Below are 14,849 nucleotides of genomic sequence, written 5' to 3'. Positions count from 1 at the left end.
GCTTTCCGGCGGGGCCCAGGGTGGCATCTGGTCGAAATCTGATGGTAGATTTCGACTATGCCACGACGCGCACTGGACAACCCCCTGGTCCTCGGGGTCCTGGGCCTGTTGCTCGAATCGCCGATGCACCCGTACCAGGTGTTCACCGAACTGCGTGCCCGCAGCGCGAGCGCGATCAACCGGGGCACGCTCTACGACGTCGTGGAGGCCCTCGTCGCGGCGCGATGGGTCGCTCCGCAAGGCACCGAGCGCAGCGGCAACCGGCCGGAACGCACGGTGTACGCGCTCACCGACTCCGGCCGGGACGAACTGGTGCGCCGGCTGGACAGCCGCATCCGGGAGCCGAAGCGGGAGTACCCGGAGTTCCTGGGCGCGATCGCGTACCTGGGCGCGCTCGGCCCGGACGGAGCGATCGCCGCGCTGACCGAGCGCGCCCGGCGGCTGCGCGAACGCGCTGACGCCGACCAGGAGCGGCTGCGCGCGGTGCTGCGCGACGGCGTGCCGCGGCTGCACGTCATCGAGGCGGAGTACGCGCTCCACCAGACCCGCGCCGAGATCACGTGGGTCGAGGACCTGATCACCGAAATCCACGACGGCTCCCTGCCCTGGCCCTGAGAGGACGGCATGCAATTCGGCATCTACCCCGGTGGTGTCACCGGCACCGACTCCGGCGACATCGCCGCCGGCCCACCCGACGACCCGGCGCGGATCCTCGGCGCGCTCACCGAGCTGCACGGGACGCGCCCGTTCCTCGTCCGGGCCTACCTCGGGTTCGACGACTCCACATCGGACGGTCCACAGGAGACGGCCGCACCCGCCGGGGCGTCCCGGTACGCCGGTGACGGCCGCTCGCTGGACCTGGTGGCGCAATACCAGTCACCGAGCGGCGACGTCGCCGGGTACCGGGAGTTCGTGCGCCGGCTGGTCGAGCAGTACGGCGCGATCACCAGCACGCTGCAGATCACCGAAGAGCCGAACGTACCGGGCAATCCGACGCTGGACGGCTACTACCCGAAGGTGATCGAGGCGATCGTCGCGGGAGTGGCGGCAGCCAAGGAACGCGCCCGGGAGCTGGGACACGATCACCTGCGCGTCGGGTTCAACACCACGCCGCTGTTCGGTCCGGGCGCGTCGTTCATCGCGGACCTGGTGGCGGCAGGCGGCGCGGAGTTCGTGCGCGACCTGGACTACGTGGGCCTGGACTTCTTCCCGGACGTCTTCCGGCCCGTCGACCCGGCCGAGCTGGGCGCGGTGGTGGCGGGTCTGCTGCGCCACCACCGCGAGAACGTCCTGGCGCCGGCGGGCCTCGGCGGGATCGCATTGCACCTCACCGAGCACGGCTGGCCCACCGGCCCGGACCGGCCGCCCGCGCGGCAGGCCGAGGTGGTGGACACGGTCGTCCGGGCCGCGGTGGCCGTGGGTGCCGCCTGCTACACGCACTTCGCCCTGCGCGACGCGGACAGCACCCAACCCGGCCTGTTCCACCGGTTCGGGTTGATGACGGACGACTACACGCCGAAACCGGCGTTCGGCGTGTATCGCGACCTGATCGCCGAGCTCACGACGTGACAGGCCGGCCTCGTGGGTCGGCACGGTCCTCGTCCGGAACCTGCGCGTGCGGACGGGGCCGGTCGGCGAGCTTGATCCAGACGACACCAGCGATGATCACCGCGAGCCACACCGCCTTGACCGGGGTGAGGGTCTCGTCGAAGAAGACGGGGCCGAGCAGCGCGGCTCCGGCCGCGCCGATGCCGGCCCAGACCGCATAGCCGATGCCGACGTCGATCGTGCGCAGGGCGACGCTGAGCGCGAAGAGCGTCAGCAGGAAGAAGACCACGGCGACGAGCGACCACGAGAGCACGGTGAAGCCGTGGCTCCCTCCGACCGAGAGGGCGTAGCCGACTTCGAACGCGCCGGCGAGGAGGAGTACGAGCCACGCGGCGGGGCGGGAGGCTGGTGTGCGCGACATCACGCCGCCCCGCTGAGCTGGAGGCCGACCACGCCGACGATGACGGCGCCGATCCCCACGACCTTGCGCCAGTCGAGGCGCTGGCCGAACAGGACGGCACCGAGGATGACGATGCCGACGCCGGCGACGGAGGTCCAGATCGCGTACCCGACGCCGACGTCGAAGGTCAGCAGCGCCAGGCTGAGCAGGTAGGTGCCGATACCACCGCTGATCAGCGTGGCGGCGGTCCACCCGGGCCGGGTGAACCCTTGGGCCTTACCCGCGGAGACGGCGACGGCGATCTCGAAGACGACCGCGACGCCGAGGTAGAGCCAGTGCATGGGTGGATGTCCTTTCGCGGACTCGGGGAACGTTGTCCACCACATCGTGAAACCTCACACCGGTGTCAACTGCAAGAACTGCGAGAATGGGAGCTTGGACGTTCTCCGGAGGTCACATGCGCATCGGTGAACTGGCTGACGCCACCGGGGTCAGCACCCGGTCCCTGCGGTACTACGAGGAGCAGGGACTCATCCGCTCCGCGCGCACCCCGGGCGGGTGGCGCGACTTCGACAGCAGCATGGTCGAGCGGGTCGTCATGATCCAGCACCTGTTCGCCGCCGGCGTGTGCAGCGCCACGATCTACGAGCTGCTCCCCTGCCTCGAAGCCCCACCGGAGGAGCGGACCGGCGTGCTGGAGCAGTTGCTCGCCGAGCAGGTCGAGCGTCTGGAAGCCAAGCGGCGCGACCTCGACCGCGAGCTCGACATCCTGCGGGCGTTGCGCAACGAAACTGCCCTGCCCAGCCACGTCAGCTGACCCGCGGCGCCACGGGTCAGCGGCGGCCGGGTCAAGTCAGCCACAGCTTGGGCTTGTGCTCGAGGTGCGACAGACCGTTCCAGGCGAGGTTGACGAGGTGGGCGGCCACCTCGTCCCGCTTGGGGCGCCGCGCGTCGAGCCACCATTGACCGGACAGCGCGACCATGCCGACGAGCGCCTGCGCGTACAGCGGGGCCAGCTTGTCGTCGTAGCCGCGGGCGTCGAACTGCTGCGCCAGGATGTGCTCGACCTGCATGGCGATGTCGTTGAGCAGGGTGGAGAACGTGCCGGACGCGCTGGCCACCGGCGAGTCGCGCACCAGGATGCGGAAGCCGTCGTGCGACTCCTCGACGTAGGCCAGCAGCGCGCTGGCCGCCTGCTCGAGCATCGCCCTCGGGTGCCCACCGTGCAGCGTGGACACCATGCGGTCGAGCAGGGACTGGGTCTCGCGGTCGACGACGACGGCGTAGATGCCTTCCTTACCGCCGAAGTGCTCGTAGACGACGGGTTTGGAGACGTTCGCCCGGTGCGCGATCTCCTCGATCGACGTGCCGTCGAAGCCCTTCTCCGCGAAGAGCTTGCGGGCGACGTCGAGCAGTTGCTGGCGCCGTTCCGCGCCGGTCATCCGGACGCGCGATACCGAACCCGTCGGGCGCACCCCGGTGACCTCACGCTTTGCTCGACGTCGTCCCGCCACCCACCGAGAGTAGCCGCAACGCGGGGCGTTTCCGTTGAGGGTGGTGGTGGGCGAGGGGCCCGGGCCTATTCGGAGGCCAGGCGGGCGAGCCGCTGCGGGGTGGGCCAGCGCACGTTGTGCACCCACCCGAGCTTCTCGAACGCCCAGATCACGCGGGCCGAGATGTCGATCTGGCCCCGCTTGACGCCGTGCCGCGCCGAGGTCGGGTCGGCGTGGTGCAGGTTGTGCCACGACTCGCCGAAGGACAGGATCGCCAGCGGCCAGAAGTTGGCCGACTTGTCCCGCGCCGCGAACGGGCGCTCACCGATCATGTGGCAGACCGAGTTGACCGACCACGTGACGTGGTGCAGCACGCACACCCGGACCAGGCCGGCCCAGAAGAACGCGGTGACGGCACCCCAGAACGACCAGGTGATCAGGCCGCCGAGCAGGGCGGGCAGGGTCAGCGTGAGCAGCGTCCACAGCCAGAACAGCTCGTCGACCTTCTTGATGGCCGGATCCTTGAGCAGGTCCGGGGCGAAGCGCTCGGCGTTGCTCGTGTCCCGCTCGAACAGCCAGCCCATGTGCGCGTGCCAGAAGCCCTTGGCGATGGCCAGCGGCGAGGTGCCGAACGCCCACGGCGAGTGCGGGTCGCCGTCGCGGTCGGAGAAGGCGTGGTGCCGGCGGTGGTCGGCGACCCAGGTGATCACCGGCCCCTGCACGGCGAAGCTGCCGGCGATGGCGAGCACGACCCGCAGCCACGGCTTCGCCTTGAACGAGCCGTGCGTGAAGTACCGGTGGTACGACACCGTGATCCCGAGCCCGCTGATGACGTAGAAGGCGACGAACAACCCGACGTCCACCCAGCTCAGGCCCCACCCCCAGGCGAAGGGCACGGCGGCGATGAGCGCGGCCAGCGGGAGGATCACGCCGAGATAGACCGAGAACTGGACGCCGGCGCCGCGTTGGCCGGCGGTGACCGGCTTCGGACCCTTGGTCTGGGGTGGTTCCATAACCGGAGTGGATGTCATGCGCAACACTTCTTCCTACCTGGGCAAACCCTGGGAAAGGGCGACCTTACCTACGTTTCCGTAAGTTACGGTACAGGAGGTTTTGCCCGCTGGGGAGACGTCCAAACATCGGACTCGAACCCCTGCACCGGTGCGATTTTTCGACGTCGCTATCCTGACCAGGCACGATCCGCCGTGGTGTAATTGGCAGCACCTCAGATTTTGGTTCTGATAGTTCAGGTTCGAATCCTGGCGGCGGAGCTGCCGTGCCCTGCCCCGACGTGCCCGAAGGGGGTGCGCCACGCTGCGAGGCGAGAGCGAACAGAAGACCAGGCGGCCGACGCTGGCCGAGCTCTCCGATGCCTGGCTGGCCGGGCGCGCCCGGGAACTGATCGCCGCCGTGCAGCACACGGAGCACAGCGAGCAGCTGGACATCGTGCGCACCCTCGACGAGCTGCTCGAGGAGGCCCAGCGCCGGGGCGAGCCGGTCCTGGTCTCGCAGCTGCTGCGCGCCACGGCCCTGGCCCGGCTGGTCACCCGCGGGCTCGCGGCGGAGGCCGAGCCGCTGCTGGACGAAATGCTGGCCCACACCCGCCGTCACGGTCTCGCGCTGTTCCGCGCCGACGCCCACGCCCTGCGCGGCCGCCGCCTGGTGCTGGCCAAGCAGGAGGACGCGGCGCTCACCGAAATAGCCAGGGCGCTGGCGATCCTCGACGACTCCACCTCCCCGGACATGCACATGTCGCGGCGGGAATGGGCCAAGACCCAGTCCAGCGCGCTGGTCGACTGCTGGATCGTGCTGAACCAGCTGGGCGTGTACGAGGCGGCCGAGGAGGTCATCGCCCGCGCCCACCAGGCGATCCGGGAGACCGCCGGTCCGCACGAGATCACCCTGCAGCTGATGAACCGCATCAAGATGCTGCTGGGGTGGGGCCTGCGCCTGGAACGGGTCGACCGGCACGAGGAGGCCGCCGCGAAGTTCAGCACGGCCGCGTCGATGGCCGTCGCGGTCGAGGCCCCGTTCGCCGAGTCCCTGTTCCCGCGCCGGATCGGGGTGCCTGCCGTCGACCAGGTCGGCGTGCTCGCGTCGGCCCTCGCGCTGGCCGCCCCGGACGCATCGCACACCGAGCGGCTGCGGCGGCTGCTGATCGAACCGGGCTACCCGCACGAGCAGGTCATCGTCACGATCGCGCTCGCCCGCTGCCTGGAACAGTCCGGCCAGCACGACGACGCGCTCAAGACGCTGCACGCGACCAAGCTCAACCTGGCCGAGGACAACTCGATGCCGTCGATGCGACTGCACCTGCTGCGGGAGATCGCACGGCTGGACAGCGAGGCCGACAGCGAGGCGTCCCGCGCGCTGGCCGACTACTCGACCGCGCTGGAGGTCGAGCTGTGGCACATGCGGGAGTCGCAGCTGGCGACCCTGGACACCCGGCGTGAGCACGAGCGGCTGTCCGCGCAGCACGGCGCGATCAGCCAGCAGGCGTTGCAGGACCCGCTGACCGGCCTGCCCAACCGCCGGGCCCTGGACGAGCACCTGCGCACGCTGTCGGCGTCGACCACGGCACAGCCGCTCGCGGTCGCCCTGATCGACCTGGACGGGTTCAAGAACGTCAACGACCAGCACTCGCACGCCGAGGGCGACGACGTGCTGCGGGTGGTGGCCTCGACGGTGCGGGACGCGCTGCGCGGTGACGACATCGTGGCCCGCTACGGCGGCGACGAGTTCGTCGCCCTGCTGCCCGGCGCGCCGGTGTCGGCGGCCAAGCAGGCCCTCGGCCGGGCGGTCACCGCGGTCGACTCGCTGCCCCACCACCTCTCGCACGGGGTGACCCTGTCGGTGGGGCTGGTGTCGCTGCGGCCGCAGGAGCGGGCCGACCAGGTGCTGGCCCGTGCCGACGCGGCGATGTACCAGGCGAAACGCGGTGGCGGCAACCAGGTGGCGACCGCGCGGTCCGGTGCGGCCGAGTCCCTTACCGCAGAGGTGGAGCCGGGCTCGGAAGGCGACCCGCGGCCGGCGGCCGGGGAGGACACGTAGGATCGGGGCCCGCCACCACCCGTCCCGGATTCGTTGGGAGTGCCGTGACCGGCCCGCTGAGCACTGTCGTCCTCGCCGCGGGCGAGGGCACCCGGATGCGCTCGAACACCCCGAAGGTGCTGCACCCACTGGCCGGGCGGCCGCTGGTCGAGCACGCCGTCCGGGCCGCCGCCGGGCTCGCGCCGGACCACCTGGTCGTCGTCGTGGGACACGGCCGGGACGCCGTCGCCGACCACCTCGGCGGGGTCGGTGCAGCGCTCGGGCGCCCGGTGCTGACCGCGGTGCAGGAGAAGCAGAACGGCACCGGTGACGCGGTGTCGTGCGCCTTGTCCGTCCTGCCGGAGGGGCTGGCCGGCACCGTCCTGGTCAGCTACGGCGACGTTCCGTTGCTGGACACCGAAACCATGGCCGCGCTGCTGGCCGAGCACCGCGAGAACGCTGCCGCGGTCACCGTGCTGACGTCGGTGGTCGCCGATCCGACGGGGTACGGCCGGATCGTGCGCGATGCCGCCGGCGCGGTCACCGGGATCGTCGAGCAGAAGGACGCGACGCCCGGGCAGCTGGAGATCGACGAGATCAACTCCGGCGTGTACGCGTTCGACGCGGCAGTGCTCGCGGAGGCGCTGAGCCGGTTGTCCACCGACAACGCGCAGGGCGAGCTGTACCTCACCGACGTGCTGTCCATCGCCCGCGCCGACGGCCGCCGGGTCGGCGCGCTGGTGGTGGACGACCCGTGGCTGACCGAGGGCGTCAACGACCGCGTGCAACTGGCGGTGCTCGGCGCCGAGCTGAACCGGCGGCTGGTGCGGCGCTGGCAGCGGGCGGGCGTCACCGTCGTCGACCCGGCGTCGGTGTGGCTGGACGTGGACGTCGAGCTGGCCCGGGACGTGGTGCTCGAACCCGGCGTGCAGCTCAAGGGTGCGACGAGGATCGGCGAGGGCGCGGTGATCGGGCCGGACACCACGCTGACCGGCGTCACCGTCGGCGCCGGCGCCCAGGTGATCCGCACGCACGGTTACGACTCGGAGATCGGCGCCGGCGCCAGCGTCGGCCCGTTCGCCTACCTGCGGCCGGGCACCAGGCTCGGCCCGAAGGGCAAGATCGGCACGTTCGTCGAGACCAAGAACGCCGACATCGGCACCGGGACGAAGGTGCCGCACCTGACCTACGTCGGGGATGCGACGATCGGCGAGTACAGCAACATCGGCGCGTCCAGCGTCTTCGTCAACTACGACGGCGTGCGCAAGCACCACACCACGATCGGCTCCCACGTCAAGACCGGTTCGGACAACATGTTCGTTGCGCCGGTCACGGTCGGTGACGGTGCGTACTCGGGCGCTGGCACTGTGATCAGGCGTGACGTGCCGCCGGGGGCGCTGGCGGTGTCGACTGGACCACAGCGCAATATTGAAGGCTGGGTGCCGCGCCGCAGGCCGGGTACCCCAGCGGCGGAAGCGGCGCAGGCCGCGCTCGCCGCCCAGGAAAACACGGAAGAGACCGAGCGGGAGTCGTCTGATGAGTCCTAAGTCCGGCACGCCGAAGAAGAACCTGATGCTCTTCTCCGGCCGCGCACACCGGGAACTCGCGGAGGAGGTTGCGCAGCACCTCAACGTGACGATCACCCCGCAGACGGCGCACACGTTCGCCAACGGCGAGCTGTTCGTGCGTTTCGAGGAGTCGGTCCGCGGCACGGACGCCTTCGTCATCCAGAGTCACACCAACCCGATCAACGAGTGGGTGATGGAGCAGTTGATCATGGTGGACGCGCTCAAGCGCGCCAGCGCCAAGCGCATCACCGTGGTCATGCCGTTCTACCCGTACGCGCGGCAGGACAAGAAGCACAAGGGCCGTGAGCCGATCTCGGCCCGGCTGATCGCCGACCTGTTCAAGACCGCGGGCGCCGACCGGATCATGACGGTCGACCTGCACACCGCGCAGATCCAGGGCTTCTTCGACGGCCCGGTGGACCACCTGTTCGCGCAGACCCTGCTCGCCGACCACATCAAGAAGACCTACGGCGGCGCCGACATCACCGTGGTCTCCCCGGACTCCGGGCGCGTGCGGCTGGCCGAGAAGTGGGCCGCCCAGCTCGGCGACCGGCCGATCGCGTTCATCCACAAGACGCGTGACCCGGACAAGCCGAACCAGGCCGTGGCCAACCGCGTCGTCGGCCAGGTCGAGGGCAAGCTGTGCATCCTGGTGGACGACATGATCGACACCGGCGGCACGATCGTGAAGGCCACCGACGCACTGCTCGCCGAGGGTGCCGCGGACGTCGTCATCGCCACCACGCACGGCATCCTGTCCGACCCGGCCACCGAGCGGCTGTCCAACTGCAAGGCGCGCGAGGTCATCGTCACGAACTCGCTGCCGATCGCGCCGGAGAAGCGGTTCCCGAACCTGACCGTCCTGTCGATCGCGCCGATGCTGGCGGAGGCGATCCAGCAGGTGTTCGAGGACGGCTCGGTGACCAGCCTGTTCGACGGCAACGCCTGAGTCCCGCAACGGGCCGTCCGCTGCTGGCGAAACCAGCGGCGGGCGGCCCGTTCCGTTTTGTACCGTCACGAACATGGACGATCTTCGTTTCGGGGTGTCCCTGCCGTTCCTGACCGGACGCGACGACTGGGCGGCGAAGTGCCGTCGCGCCGAGGAGCTGGGGTACGACGCCATCACCATCCCCGACCACCTCGGGATGCCCGCACCGTTCCCGGCGCTCGTCGCCGCCGCCCAGGCCACCGAACGCGCCCGGGTGGGGCACCTGGTCCTCAACGCACCGTTCTACAACCCGGTGCTGCTGGCCCGCGAGGTCGAGTCGACGGCCGTGCTCACCGGCGGCCGGCTGGACGTGGGTCTCGGCGCGGGGCACATGAAGTCCGAGTTCGACGACGCCGGCCTGCCCTTCGCGCCGCCGAAGGAACGCATCGAGCACCTGGCGCGGACGATCGACGTGCTGCGCAGCCGACTGGAGGACGTGCCGCCGCTGCTGATCGCCGGCAACAGCGAGGGGGTGCTGCGGCTGGCCGCGGAGCACGCCGACATCGTCGGCTTCGCCGGGCTGAAGCACGCGAAGGGCTTCCCGCCGGGCACCTTCGACATCGCCGGCCCGGAGGAGCTGGACGAGCGCGTCGGGTTCGTGCGGGAGCGGGCCGGATCCCGGCCGCTCGAGTTCAACATGCTGATCCAGCAGGTCGTGGTGGCCGACGACCCGTCCGAGGCGCTGGAGCAGGCGTGGGGCGACGTACCGCCCGCGCTGCGGCGGTCGGTGGACGAGCTGGTGAGCGCCCCGCAGATCCTGGCCGGCACCGTCGAGCAGATCGCGGCGAAGGTGCGCGCCATGCGGGACCGGTTCGGCTTCACCTACTTCACCGTGTTCGAACCGTTCCTGGAGGAGTTCGCGCCGGTGATCGCGCTCCTACGGTCCTAGCTCGGCGGCGACGTCCCGGCTGAGCGCGCCCGGGTCGACGACCGCGACGGGTTCGGCGGTCACCGACGGCGCGGCGTGGAGTTTCGTCGCGCCGTCGGTGCGGGGCAGCGTGAACCGGACGGAGCAGGACACGTCGGCGGAGGTGTCCAGCGGGAGCACGACCTCGCGCCGGCAGGTGCGCGTGCCGAGGGCGTCGGAGGTGACGGCCGAGGCGAACGTGACGCGGGCGGCGGCACCGGGCGCGGCGCCGAGCAGCCGGTTGCCGACGCGGACGGAGTCGGTGCAGGCGCCGCGGGACGTGCAGCGCAGCGTGTGCTCGGTGACCTCCGCGGCGACCACCGGGCCGGCGATCAGCGGCCGTCCCAGCCCGGCGACGCCGTCGTCGAGGCGGCCGCGCAGGTCGGCGAGCCGGACTTCGCCGAGCGTGATCTGCCGGGGTCCGAGCTGGGTGGCGGCCGGCCCGAGGAAGGCGGCCGGGAAGCTGAGGACCCGGTAGGGCGTGGTGGTGCTGATCCGCACGCCGGCGACGTCGAGCGCGTCCCCGGCCGGCACGGGCAGCGCATCGGCCGGCAGCGCGGCGCGGATCGCGTCGGCGAGCACCGGCGGGGCGAGGACGCGGCCCGGATCGAACGGCAGGCCGCGATCGGCCCGCGTCCACTGCGCGCCGAACAGCTCGGCGCGGGTCGCGGACATGCCCTGGCCCTGCCAGTAGCGGGCGGAGGCGCGCACGTACAGCGCACCACCCACCCGCAGGGCCGTGATCGGTTCGTCCCGCAGCGGGAACCGCCCCTCGGCGAGGCCGCCGCGGGTGACGGAGAGGGTGGTGCCGGCGACGCCGTACGCGACGGCGGGTTCGGCGGCGAGCGCGCCGAGGGCGGACTCGACCACGGCACGCGGATCCGGCGCGGCGGGATGCTGGGGCGCCTCACAGGCGGTGAGCACGGCCAACAGGAGCACCGCGAGACCGCGCAGCCGCATTCCGCACCCCTCGCTCACCCACCGGAACAACAATTGTGAATCAGATGCACATTCATGTTCCGGAGTTCCTGCCCGGCGCGCCAGTCATCCGATCGTGCACGCGGACGCCCGGGCGGCCCGGCGTCGCCACCCCAGGAGAAAAGCCCAGTTCACCGAGGTGTCGATACGCCCGGGGAGGCCGGGCCGACCGCGTGGTCCGGCCGTGTCGATCGCGGTGACGACCCCAGGGGCGTGGCGGTTTCCGGAGTGCTTACACTGAACAGGTTGTCTCGGCGAGGCGGGCTCCATGCTGCACCCGGTGCCCGACGTGATCGACGCGGCGGCTTGAGGTCCGCTGCTCGAGCACGTCCGTGGAACTCGCCGCCGGGGACGACCGCCCGCCATCTGCGCCGCCACGCAATTGTTTGAAGGAGTGCTACACCGTGTCCGAGGTACGTCTGTCCGCCGAGCCCCGCACCGAGTTCGGCAAGGGCGCCGCGCGCCGCACCCGTCGCGCCGGCAAGGTTCCCGCCGTGCTGTACGGCCACGGTACCGACCCCCGTCACCTGGCCCTGCCCGCTCTGGAGTTCGCCCGGGTCATCCGTGAGAACGGCAGCAACGCCGTCCTCACCCTGAACCTCGACGGTGACACCCAGCTCGCGCTGACCAAGACCGTCACCGTGCACCCGATCAAGAACTACATCGAGCACGTCGACCTGCTGGTCGTGCAGCGCGGCGAGAAGGTCACCGTGGACGTGCCGGTCGTGCTGACCGGTGACCCGGCCCCGGGCACCCTGCAGGTCCAGGAGATGGACTCGCTGTCGGTCGAGGCCGAGGCGCTGCACATCCCGGAGCAGGTCGAGGTGTCCATCGCGGGCGCCGAGGCCGGCACCCAGATCCTCGCCGCCCAGGTCGCCCTGCCCTCCGGCGCGACCCTGGTGACCGACCCGGACAGCCTGGTCGTGGCGGTCAACGAGGCGCAGGCCACCGGCGGCGAGGAGCCCGCCGACGAGACCGGCGAGGGGTCGGCCGAAGCCGGCACCGAAGAGTAAGTGAGTTCGGACGTCCCCGGGGCCGGCGAGCAGGTGCTGCTCGTCGGCCTCGGTAATCCCGGCCCGCGTTATGCCGGAAACCGGCACAACGTGGGCTTCCTGGTGCTCGACGAGCTGGCCGCCCGGGTCGGCGGCAGGTTCAAGGCCCACAAGTCCGGCGCCGAGGTGCTGGAGAGCCGCCTCGCCGGGCGCCGCGTCATCCTGGTCAAACCGCGGTCGTTCATGAACGTCTCGGGCGGCCCGGTGGCCGGGGCGGCGAAGTTCTACAAGGTCGGCCCGGCCGGGGTGGTCGTCGTGCACGATGAGCTGGACCTGCCCTTCGGGGCGCTGAAGCTCAAGCTGGGCGGAGGCGAGGGCGGCCACAACGGCCTGCGGTCGATCAGCAAGTCCCTCGGCACGCGTGACTACTACCGCGTGCGTTTCGGCATCGGGCGGCCGCCGGGCCGCATGGACCCGGCCGATTTCGTGCTCAAGGACTTCTCCACGGTCGAGCGCAAGGACCTCCCCCTGGAGCTGGACCGCTGCGCCGACGCCGTCGAAGCGCTGATCGGCAAAGGGCTGACGGCGGCCCAGAACGACTTCCACGCTGGGTGAGCAGTAGTCACCCACAGGTGTGCCGCACTCTGCTCGATGGAGTTCCAGAGAGGTGAAAGGGCTTCCGGACCTGCGGTCCGGCGGCTAGGACGGGATCAGGGAACCATCCCCGTCCACGCTGAACTGGAGTACTGCATGTCCCTTTCCGCCGACGACGTTTATCGAGTCGAGTTCGGTAACGCCCCTATCGGCCGGCGCGGGTACGCCAAGCACGAGGTCGACGAGTTCGTGGAGCGCATCGCCAGGACCCTGGCGGGCGAGGACGACTTGACGGCCGCCGAGGTGCATCACGTCATGTTCAGCAAGCCGCTGCTCGGTAAGCGGGGCTACGACGAACGCGCGGTCGACGAGTTCCTCGACCAGGTCGAGGACGAGTTCGCCCGCCGCGGCGGCGAGCCCTACGCCGTACCGGAGGCGCGATCGGTCAGCGAGGCGACGGCACCACGGACCGCCGCCCCGGCGGAGACCCCGAAGGTGACAGTCATCGAGTAACGCCCCGCGCGGAATTCACGCCCCTGGGCGCGGGGCTCGTGGACGTGTCCGCGAGCCCCGCGCCGACAGGTCAGGAGGCGGCGTGCCTGGCGATCGCCTCGGCGAACTGCACGGCGGTCGCGGCGCGCTTGACCTTGCCGGACGGCGTCTTCGGCAGGCTGCCGGCGGGCAGGACGACCACCGCGTACGGGCGGGCGTCCACCGCGTCCCGCACCCGGGCCGCGACCTCCTTCTGCAGCCGCCGCTCCGCCTCGGCGTCGCCGGCCAGCTTCGACTCCAGCACCACCGCGAACCGCTCGCGCCGGGTTCCCGCGTCGATCCGCACCGCCACCGCGTTGCCCGCGCGCACCCCGTCCACGGCGGTCGCGGCCCGCTCGATGTCGGTCGGGTAGATGTTGCGGCCGCCCATGATGATGACGTCCTTGCGGCGCCCGCAGATCACGATCTGACCGTCCACCAGGTACCCGAGGTCACCGGTGGCGAGCCAGCCGTCCGCGTCCTGCGTCGGCTTCGGACCCGCCATCGTGAGGTAGCCCGGGGTCACGGCAGGCCCGCTCAGCTGGATCTCGCCGACCTCACGCTCACCCAGCACGGTGCCGTGGTCGTCGACGATGCGCGCCTCGAGCCCGTCCAGCGGGCGGCCCAGCACGGCGAACGACCGCACCTCTTCGGTGCCGCGGCGCGGGTCGCCCTCGGGCACCGGCACCGCGCGGTTGTCCGCCTCGAGCGCGTCGGCCTCGATGATGTCCAGCGTGAGACCGGTGAACAGCGGCGCGAACGAGACCGCGAGCGTCGCCTCGGCCATGCCGTAGGCGGGGAAGACGCACTCCGCCGGCATCTTGAACCGGGCGCCGCCCTCGACGAACGCCCGCACCGCGGACTCGTCGATCGGCTCGGCGCCGTTGAGCGCGATGCGCAGGGTGGACAGGTCGTAGGCGGTCTCGTCCTCGACGCGCTGCAGCCGCCGTCCGACGATCGCATAGGCGAAGTTCGGGGCCGCGGTGGTGGTGGCCCGGTACTTGCTGATCAGCTCCGGCCAGATCAGCGGTCCGCTGAGGAACTCCGCCGGGGTGATCTTGATCAGCTCGACGCCGAACGTCATCGGCACGGTGAGGAACCCGACCATTCCCATGTCGTGGAAGGTGGGCAGCCAGGACACCATGACGTCCTGGGTGAAATCGAACTCGGCCCGCTCGACCATGGCTTTGACGTTGGTGTAGAGGTTGCCGTGGGTGATCCGCACGGCCTTGGGGTCGGCGGTCGAGCCGCTGGTGAGCTGCAGCAGCGCCAGGTCGTCCTCGCCGCGCGGCACCGGCTCGGTGACCGGCTCGCCGCCGAACAGGTCGGTGATCATCCGGAACTCGATCCCGTGTTCGGTGAGCACCGGCGCGAGCGCGTCGAACGGCTCGCCGAGGACGACGAGCTTCGCGTCGATCATGCCGAGCACCTTGACGGTGTCCTCGGCCCAGAGCGCGAGGTCGGTGCGCGGGGTCGGCTGGTGCAGCATCGTCACGCTGCCGCCGGCCAGCCACACCGCCTGCACGGTGGGCGCGATCAGGGCCGGCGCCCCGGCCAGGACGGCGACGGCGCTGCCCGGCTCCAGTCCCCCGGCGACGAGCGCGCCGGCCATGCGCCGGGCCTGCTCGTGCACCTCGGCCCAGGTCCGGCGGACCGGCTCGGTGGGCTCCCCGGTGACCATGCCACGCAACCGACCACCCTCCGCCGCGGTGCGGACGAGCGTCTCCACGAACCGACTCATGGCGCTCACCTTATCGGGGGGCGCGCGGGGCCGGCGCGCATGTCGAGAACCGGGCCGCGGTTCCGATCTCCTGGTGCAG

The 14,849-nt window shown here is 71.1% G+C and carries 16 protein-coding genes and 1 tRNA gene; 11 read left to right on the top strand and 6 right to left on the bottom strand.

Annotated features, from left to right (window positions below):
- Window positions 1–57: 57 nt before the first annotated feature.
- Both FHX45_RS20405 and FHX45_RS20400 read left to right on the top strand, forming a co-directional pair.
- Window positions 58–615 carry a PadR family transcriptional regulator gene (locus tag FHX45_RS20405; protein WP_167104395.1) on the top strand — a complete coding sequence of 186 codons (558 nt, stop codon included), beginning with the start codon at window positions 58–60 and terminating at the stop codon, window positions 613–615.
- A gap of 9 nt (window positions 616–624) precedes the next feature.
- Window positions 625–1,569, top strand: coding sequence for a hypothetical protein (locus tag FHX45_RS20400; protein ID WP_167104392.1), 945 nt, complete (start codon window positions 625–627; stop codon window positions 1,567–1,569).
- Here FHX45_RS20400 and FHX45_RS20395 read toward each other — a convergent pair.
- Together FHX45_RS20395 and FHX45_RS20390 are read right to left on the bottom strand one after the other, a co-directional pair.
- Window positions 1,559–1,969: a DMT family transporter gene (locus tag FHX45_RS20395; RefSeq protein WP_167104389.1), complete on the bottom strand. Its 411-nt coding sequence runs from the start codon at window positions 1,967–1,969 to the stop codon at window positions 1,559–1,561. The two genes, FHX45_RS20400 and FHX45_RS20395, sit on opposite strands and share 11 nt — an antisense overlap.
- Entirely contained in the window at window positions 1,969–2,289 is a 321-nt protein-coding gene (locus tag FHX45_RS20390) for a DMT family transporter (RefSeq protein ID WP_167104385.1), read from the bottom strand. Before FHX45_RS20390 ends, FHX45_RS20395 begins: the two co-directional genes overlap by 1 nt.
- Window positions 2,290–2,405: 116 nt before the next feature.
- Here FHX45_RS20390 and FHX45_RS20385 point away from each other — a divergent pair, with 116 nt between their 5' ends.
- The gene (locus FHX45_RS20385; RefSeq protein WP_167104382.1) at window positions 2,406–2,765 is read left to right on the top strand and encodes a MerR family transcriptional regulator; all 360 of its coding nucleotides are present in this window, start codon (window positions 2,406–2,408) and stop codon (window positions 2,763–2,765) included.
- A 31-nt stretch (window positions 2,766–2,796) separates the two neighbouring features.
- On the opposite strand, the gene FHX45_RS20380 is transcribed toward FHX45_RS20385, so the two are convergent.
- Both FHX45_RS20380 and FHX45_RS20375 read right to left on the bottom strand, forming a co-directional pair.
- A complete protein-coding gene (locus tag FHX45_RS20380; RefSeq protein ID WP_167104379.1) occupies window positions 2,797–3,390 on the bottom strand; it encodes a TetR/AcrR family transcriptional regulator in 594 nt (197 codons plus the stop codon).
- Window positions 3,391–3,527: 137 nt separating this feature from the next.
- Entirely contained in the window at window positions 3,528–4,454 is a 927-nt protein-coding gene (locus FHX45_RS20375) for an acyl-CoA desaturase (RefSeq protein ID WP_243869155.1), read from the bottom strand.
- 186 nt (window positions 4,455–4,640) lie between these two features.
- Between FHX45_RS20375 and FHX45_RS20370 the strand changes: the two genes are divergently transcribed.
- The 5 genes from FHX45_RS20370 to FHX45_RS20350 all read left to right on the top strand — a co-directional run bounded on the left by FHX45_RS20370 (window position 4,641) and on the right by FHX45_RS20350 (window position 9,916).
- Window positions 4,641–4,712, top strand: a tRNA-Gln gene (locus FHX45_RS20370).
- 82 nt (window positions 4,713–4,794) lie between these two features.
- Window positions 4,795–6,492, top strand: a complete 1,698-nt coding sequence (locus FHX45_RS20365; RefSeq protein ID WP_167109251.1) for a GGDEF domain-containing protein — start codon at window positions 4,795–4,797, stop codon at window positions 6,490–6,492.
- A 44-nt stretch (window positions 6,493–6,536) separates the two neighbouring features.
- A complete protein-coding gene (gene glmU / locus FHX45_RS20360; protein WP_167104373.1) occupies window positions 6,537–8,018 on the top strand; it encodes a bifunctional UDP-N-acetylglucosamine diphosphorylase/glucosamine-1-phosphate N-acetyltransferase GlmU in 1,482 nt (493 codons plus the stop codon).
- Window positions 8,008–8,988 carry a ribose-phosphate diphosphokinase gene (locus FHX45_RS20355; protein WP_167104370.1) on the top strand — a complete coding sequence of 327 codons (981 nt, stop codon included), beginning with the start codon at window positions 8,008–8,010 and terminating at the stop codon, window positions 8,986–8,988. The genes glmU and FHX45_RS20355 overlap by 11 nt, the downstream gene beginning before the upstream one ends.
- Before the next feature lie 73 nt (window positions 8,989–9,061).
- Window positions 9,062–9,916, top strand: coding sequence for a TIGR03621 family F420-dependent LLM class oxidoreductase (locus FHX45_RS20350; RefSeq protein WP_167104367.1), 855 nt, complete (start codon window positions 9,062–9,064; stop codon window positions 9,914–9,916).
- On the opposite strand, the gene FHX45_RS20345 is transcribed toward FHX45_RS20350, so the two are convergent.
- On the bottom strand, window positions 9,905–10,894 hold the full coding sequence (locus FHX45_RS20345) for a hypothetical protein (RefSeq protein ID WP_167104364.1): 990 nt from the start codon (window positions 10,892–10,894) through the stop codon (window positions 9,905–9,907). The genes FHX45_RS20350 and FHX45_RS20345 overlap by 12 nt on opposite strands.
- A gap of 422 nt (window positions 10,895–11,316) precedes the next feature.
- Here FHX45_RS20345 and FHX45_RS20340 point away from each other — a divergent pair, with 422 nt between their 5' ends.
- The 3 genes from FHX45_RS20340 (at window position 11,317) to FHX45_RS20330 (ending at window position 13,011) form a co-directional block, all read left to right on the top strand.
- Window positions 11,317–11,925, top strand: coding sequence for a 50S ribosomal protein L25/general stress protein Ctc (locus tag FHX45_RS20340; RefSeq protein WP_167104361.1), 609 nt, complete (start codon window positions 11,317–11,319; stop codon window positions 11,923–11,925).
- Window positions 11,926–12,519 carry an aminoacyl-tRNA hydrolase gene (gene pth, locus FHX45_RS20335; RefSeq protein WP_167104358.1) on the top strand — a complete coding sequence of 198 codons (594 nt, stop codon included), beginning with the start codon at window positions 11,926–11,928 and terminating at the stop codon, window positions 12,517–12,519.
- Window positions 12,520–12,654: 135 nt separating this feature from the next.
- Window positions 12,655–13,011: a DivIVA domain-containing protein gene (locus FHX45_RS20330; protein WP_167104355.1), complete on the top strand. Its 357-nt coding sequence runs from the start codon at window positions 12,655–12,657 to the stop codon at window positions 13,009–13,011.
- 70 nt (window positions 13,012–13,081) lie between these two features.
- Here FHX45_RS20330 and FHX45_RS20325 read toward each other — a convergent pair whose 3' ends face one another.
- Window positions 13,082–14,770: a fatty acyl-AMP ligase gene (locus tag FHX45_RS20325; protein ID WP_167104352.1), complete on the bottom strand. Its 1,689-nt coding sequence runs from the start codon at window positions 14,768–14,770 to the stop codon at window positions 13,082–13,084.
- Between the last annotated feature and the right edge of the window lie 79 nt (window positions 14,771–14,849).

It is taken from the genome of Amycolatopsis granulosa, assembly GCF_011758745.1.
Lineage (GTDB): Bacteria > Actinomycetota > Actinomycetes > Mycobacteriales > Pseudonocardiaceae > Amycolatopsis_E > Amycolatopsis_E granulosa.
Note: the sequence above shows the minus strand (reverse complement) of the source record. Positions and strands in the feature narration are given on the sequence as shown.

Excerpts from the sequence above, each read along its gene's own strand:
- FHX45_RS20405 (WP_167104395.1), top strand. The coding sequence starts at position 58 with ATGCCACGACGCGCACTGGACAACCCCCTGGTCCTCGGGGTCCTGGGC.
- FHX45_RS20400 (WP_167104392.1), top strand. The coding sequence starts at position 625 with ATGCAATTCGGCATCTACCCCGGTGGTGTCACCGGCACCGACTCCGGC.
- FHX45_RS20395 (WP_167104389.1), bottom strand. The coding sequence starts at position 1,969 with ATGTCGCGCACACCAGCCTCCCGCCCCGCCGCGTGGCTCGTACTCCTC.
- FHX45_RS20390 (WP_167104385.1), bottom strand. The coding sequence starts at position 2,289 with ATGCACTGGCTCTACCTCGGCGTCGCGGTCGTCTTCGAGATCGCCGTC.
- FHX45_RS20385 (WP_167104382.1), top strand. The coding sequence starts at position 2,406 with ATGCGCATCGGTGAACTGGCTGACGCCACCGGGGTCAGCACCCGGTCC.
- FHX45_RS20380 (WP_167104379.1), bottom strand. The coding sequence starts at position 3,390 with ATGACCGGCGCGGAACGGCGCCAGCAACTGCTCGACGTCGCCCGCAAG.
- FHX45_RS20375 (WP_243869155.1), bottom strand. The coding sequence starts at position 4,454 with ATGGAACCACCCCAGACCAAGGGTCCGAAGCCGGTCACCGCCGGCCAA.
- FHX45_RS20355 (WP_167104370.1), top strand. The coding sequence starts at position 8,008 with ATGAGTCCTAAGTCCGGCACGCCGAAGAAGAACCTGATGCTCTTCTCC.
- FHX45_RS20350 (WP_167104367.1), top strand. The coding sequence starts at position 9,062 with ATGGACGATCTTCGTTTCGGGGTGTCCCTGCCGTTCCTGACCGGACGC.
- FHX45_RS20345 (WP_167104364.1), bottom strand. The coding sequence starts at position 10,894 with ATGCGGCTGCGCGGTCTCGCGGTGCTCCTGTTGGCCGTGCTCACCGCC.
- FHX45_RS20330 (WP_167104355.1), top strand. The coding sequence starts at position 12,655 with ATGTCCCTTTCCGCCGACGACGTTTATCGAGTCGAGTTCGGTAACGCC.
- FHX45_RS20325 (WP_167104352.1), bottom strand. The coding sequence starts at position 14,770 with ATGAGTCGGTTCGTGGAGACGCTCGTCCGCACCGCGGCGGAGGGTGGT.